Source organism: Rubrivirga sp. (assembly GCF_049648075.1).
Taxonomy (GTDB): Bacteria; Bacteroidota; Rhodothermia; order Rhodothermales; family Rubricoccaceae; genus Rubrivirga.
The window spans coordinates 1-4,079 of record NZ_JBARYR010000176.1 but is presented as its reverse complement, the minus strand read 5'-3'; the positions used below and the strand labels follow the sequence as shown (position 1 = coordinate 4,079).

6 protein-coding genes are annotated in these 4,079 nt (G+C 68.2%); 4 read left to right on the top strand and 2 right to left on the bottom strand.

The window, feature by feature from the left end; translation table 11 throughout:
* Positions 1 to 46: 46 nt before the first annotated feature.
* Positions 47 to 496: a hypothetical protein gene (locus WBA11_RS05075; RefSeq protein WP_424519632.1), complete on the top strand. Its 450-nt coding sequence runs from the start codon at positions 47 to 49 to the stop codon at positions 494 to 496.
* A 150-nt stretch (positions 497 to 646) separates the two neighbouring features.
* A complete protein-coding gene (locus WBA11_RS05070) occupies positions 647 to 1,144 on the top strand; it encodes an energy transducer TonB (RefSeq protein WP_424519631.1) in 498 nt (165 codons plus the stop codon).
* Here WBA11_RS05070 and WBA11_RS05065 read toward each other — a convergent pair.
* Positions 1,075 to 1,281, bottom strand: coding sequence for a hypothetical protein (locus WBA11_RS05065; RefSeq protein ID WP_424519633.1), 207 nt, complete (start codon positions 1,279 to 1,281; stop codon positions 1,075 to 1,077). The genes WBA11_RS05070 and WBA11_RS05065 overlap by 70 nt on opposite strands.
* Before the next feature lie 15 nt (positions 1,282 to 1,296).
* On the opposite strand from WBA11_RS05065, the gene WBA11_RS05060 reads away from it, so the two are divergent.
* Entirely contained in the window at positions 1,297 to 1,860 is a 564-nt protein-coding gene (locus WBA11_RS05060; protein ID WP_424519630.1) for a hypothetical protein, read from the top strand.
* A 198-nt stretch (positions 1,861 to 2,058) separates the two neighbouring features.
* A complete protein-coding gene (locus WBA11_RS05055; protein ID WP_424519629.1) occupies positions 2,059 to 2,514 on the top strand; it encodes a hypothetical protein in 456 nt (151 codons plus the stop codon).
* A gap of 159 nt (positions 2,515 to 2,673) precedes the next feature.
* Here the strand turns inward: WBA11_RS05055 and WBA11_RS05050 are convergent.
* Positions 2,674 to 4,079: T9SS type A sorting domain-containing protein (locus WBA11_RS05050; RefSeq protein ID WP_424519628.1), on the bottom strand; the 1,406-nt coding region annotated here is incomplete at its 5' end.

Sequence of the window (4,079 nt, the reverse complement as noted above, 5' to 3'; positions counted from 1 at the left end):
ATAGTTGGTTATGGCGTTGACGCCCTATGTACGGATTCTACCACTTATGCAGAATGCCGTCGCGTATAATGACGGATCCGACCACTTATGCCGACCTCGAGGTCGGCTGAACTACTGGTTCTACCGCGCTCCCGCTGTGCCTAAGCGAACCGGCTACGATCTCGTTATCACGTCCCTGCCGCTCCAGGAGGTCTGGAACGATGAGAACGAGACGGTCGCTACCGAACGCGAGGGCGATCTGGACGAGGGCGAGATCCGCGACCTCCTTCGCCTCGGCCCGGTCCAGTTCGTCGTCGCCGAGACAGCGGCCCCGCCGCAGTGGGTCCCGGTCGCGGAGGCGTTCGAGTTCTGGAAGTCGGAGGTCCGGCCGCACTTGGCTGATCCGGCCGAGGAGTTCTTCGACCTTCCGACGTTTCCGGGCGAGTACTGCTACCTCGCCACGCGCTGGCGGTGGGACGGAGCGGAGCCGCTCGTCGTGCTGAGAACGTTCCACTGAACACGCGCGGTAGAACCCACCGCTGCAGGCCGACCCAAAGCGTCAGCGTTCTCAGCTCGTCCAAGCGTCGGCGTATTCTTCGCGTCGTCCCCACCCGCCAGCCCTCAGCTTTGGGCGGCTGAGCGGTCCACTGTTAGCTGTACCTCCCAAGTGCTGAGAGTCTTCGTCATCCTCGCCCTCGCTTCGGCGGCGTGCTCGGCCCAGCCTCCGCCGCCGCCCCAACCCGAGCCGAACGGCACGGTCTTGCTTCCTGTGCCGCTCGATAGCCTTGCCAGCGCTGCACCGTTCCCGGCCTCCCCTCATGCGCCGACGTGCGAAGCGTGCAAGCACAACTGCCGCGTCAGCCTCTTCTGCGGGTGCCTCCTCCCACCGGAGATCGTGGGCGGGTACGAGGCCCTGCTAGCGTCGGCCGAGTACCCTGAACCGGCACCGGACGGCGGGCCGGAGGGTCGAGTCGTCGTCCAGTTCGTCGTCGGAGAGGATGGGTCGCTGTCGGATGTCGAGGTCGTCCACGCCGTACACCCCGACCTTGACCGCGCTGCTGTCGAGGCGGTCCGCCGTTCTTCGTTCCGTCCCGCTTACAGTCCTTGCCACGGGTCCGTCAGCGAGCGGTACGCGGTGCCCATCCCGTATCGGCGCTCAAACTGAAACTCCGGTACAGCTAACCCGCCGCTGCACGCCGACCTTAGGCGCCAGCGCTCCGGCTTCGGTGGGGCATCGGCGCTATCACCGCTCGACCCGACCGCCGTGCCGTCAGCTAAGGCGGGTGAGCGGCCAACTGTCATGTGGCCCTACGACCCATGAGTGGTTTCACCCTTGCTGTCTTCTACTGGTCTGCCCTCTACTGGTCTGCTGCGGCCGGCCTCATCGTCGTGCATGAGGCCGGGCACTACCTCGCGGGCCGCCTCGCAGGTGTGCCCGCACACGCTGCCCGCATCCGCCTCCTCGCTCTCCCCCAGCACGTCGCCCTCAAAGACGATGGGGGTTGGATCAGCCCCCTCTCCTACGAGCGTTACGTCGCCGCAGCGGAGCGGTACCTCCCCACCCCGGGGCGAGCGTTCGCCTTCGTCGCTGGTGGACCCGTCTTCGAGACCGCAGCGGCGGCGGCCTCTTGTGTCGCAGCCATCACGCTCGGGCACCCGCTCATAGCGTTCGTTATAGCCACGGCCGCACTCGGCCTCCACATCGTGTATGTACTGGTCTTCGACCTCGCGCTGACCTGGCGACACGGTGCGCCTGCCGGAGACACTGCTGTGATGTGGACGATCTCCCGCGCGGGGGCTCTCGCTGTGGCTGTGGGCGTGGTTGTGGCCCAAGCGGGACTGGTATGGGTCTCATGGGCGGCACTACGAGGGGCCACATAACCCACCGCTGCAGGCCGACCCCAAGCGTCAGCGTTCTTAGCTTCGGGCGGGGCTCCGGTGCTATCATTAGTCGAATCACCGCCGCGCCCTCAGCTTGGGGCGGCTGAGCGGTCCACTGTTAGGCAGAAACTCCGGCCTTGCGGAGCATGCCCCACCTCGCGCAACTTCTTCCATGTCCTCTCCGGCCACGGAACCGCTATGAGAACCCTCGCTGCTCTCTCCGTCCTCCTCTTCCTTCCGGCTTGCAGCCTCCTCGGATTGGACGATGCTGTGCCTTTCGCAGACGTGCCCAACGCGGAGATGCTGCGGCTCCCAGAACCTGGCACTTCTGTGTTCAACGATGCTGCTTCATGGGAGGCGTTCTGGTACGACCACACCACCGTGTCCGACGGAGAGGGCAACCCCGTCCCTCCTCCCGAGATCGACTTCAGCAGCAAAACCGCAGTAGCGGTGTTCCTCGGCGGCGGACCGAGTGGGTGCACGAACTACCTCCGGCTCGTCCGCTCTGTGTCGCTCGGCGATGATGCGACCGTGGTGCGGGTAGAGCAGCCCCGTACAGTAGAGAGGACGTGCGACATGCTCATTAACCCTATCCAAGTGGTGGCGTTCGAGAAGGCCGGAGTTGTTCGTTTCGCTGGTGACGTTCCGGGGTAAGCGTTGTGCTCGGTGTAGGAGCCGGTCACATGGGTGACAGATCAGACCGGCCACATGGGTGACACGGTCGGCCTGACGCGTCAACGCGTCCACTACGAGCGGACGCCCGCGGCTCTTTTCCGACCTCGAGGACGCTCGCCCTCGAGGCCGACCTCGATCCTAGCGCACCACCGTGACCGGCCGCGTGACCGTCTCCAGCGTCGCGCCGTTCGTCAGGCGGAGCACGTAGGCCCCCGCCGGCACGTCCTCGAGGTCGAGGCCGAACTGGCGCACGCCGCCCGAGACGGCCAGGGTCTCCGACGAGACGCGGCGGCCCAGCACGTCGTACAGCTCGACGGTCACGTCGGCGTCGTCGGGGACGGTGGCCAGGACCGAGGCGTAGCCGCGCAACGGGTTCGGGTAGATCGTGTCGATGCCGAAGGCCGGAGCCTCGACGGACAAGCCCGCCATCTCGAGCGGCGCCGGGACCGCGCCCGCGGCCTCGAGGACATCGACGGACGTGAACCGGCCGCTCGCCGAGAAGCCGTCGCCGTAGTCGGCCGCGGAGACCGCGAGACCGACCCGGACGGAGCCGGTGCCCAGCCCCGCGATGGTGGCCGAGCCGAACGGCACCCAAGTCGTGCCGTCGTCGGAGCGGAAGGCCGCGATGTCGGAGCCGGAGCGCTCGAGCCGGAGCCAGATCGCGGCGATGTCACCGAACGCGTCGACCGGACCGGCCGACTCCCCGTCGGCCTCGAGCCGGTACTGGAGGTGGAGCCCGATCTGCGACAGCCCGACCCAGGCGTGCGGCGAGCCCGGGGCCGACGTGCGCCGGACCATGAGACCGGCCTTCGACCACTCGTGCGGCCCGACCGGCTGCTCGACGCGCGCCACGATCGCTCCGTCGCCCTCGAGGACGCGCGAGGCGAAGTGGAAGCGGTCGGCCGTCTGCCAGATGTCGCCGCCCCCGGTGACCGTGAACGCGTCGCCGTCGCCCTGCGCCGAGCCCGCGACGTCCGTCTGTCCGATGTCGCCCGAGGTCCACCCGTCCGGCAGACCCGCGGAGATCGCGAAGTCCTCGAAGCGCGCCGTCGCCGCGGCACCCTGGCCGTAGTCCGCCGCCGAGACGCCGAAGCCGACGAACGCGTCGCCCTCGAGGTCGGGAACGTTCATCTGCCCGATCTGGCGCCAGGCGACGCCGTCGTTGGACACGAACGCCGTCACGACGCCCTGCGAGCGGTCGAGCCGGACCCACGTCGGAGCCGTTCGGCCCCACTCATCGAGGACCGTCGCACTCGCCTCGCCGGCCTCGACGCGACCTTGGAGGTGCGTGCCCAGGTTCGAGACCACGAGGGACGCGTGCGGCGAGCCGGCCTCGAGGGTGGACCGGATCATCAACGCCGCCTTGTGCCACTCGTGGTCGTCCGTCAAGGACGCGATGCGGGTGACGACCGTGCCGTCGGTCGCCCACGGCTGGTAGACGTAGTGGAAGCGGTCGGCCGTCTGCCAGATGTCGCCGCCGCCGGTGACCGTGAACGCGCCGCCCGTCGAGGACGCGCCGCCCACCGCGGCCGGACCGCCGATGT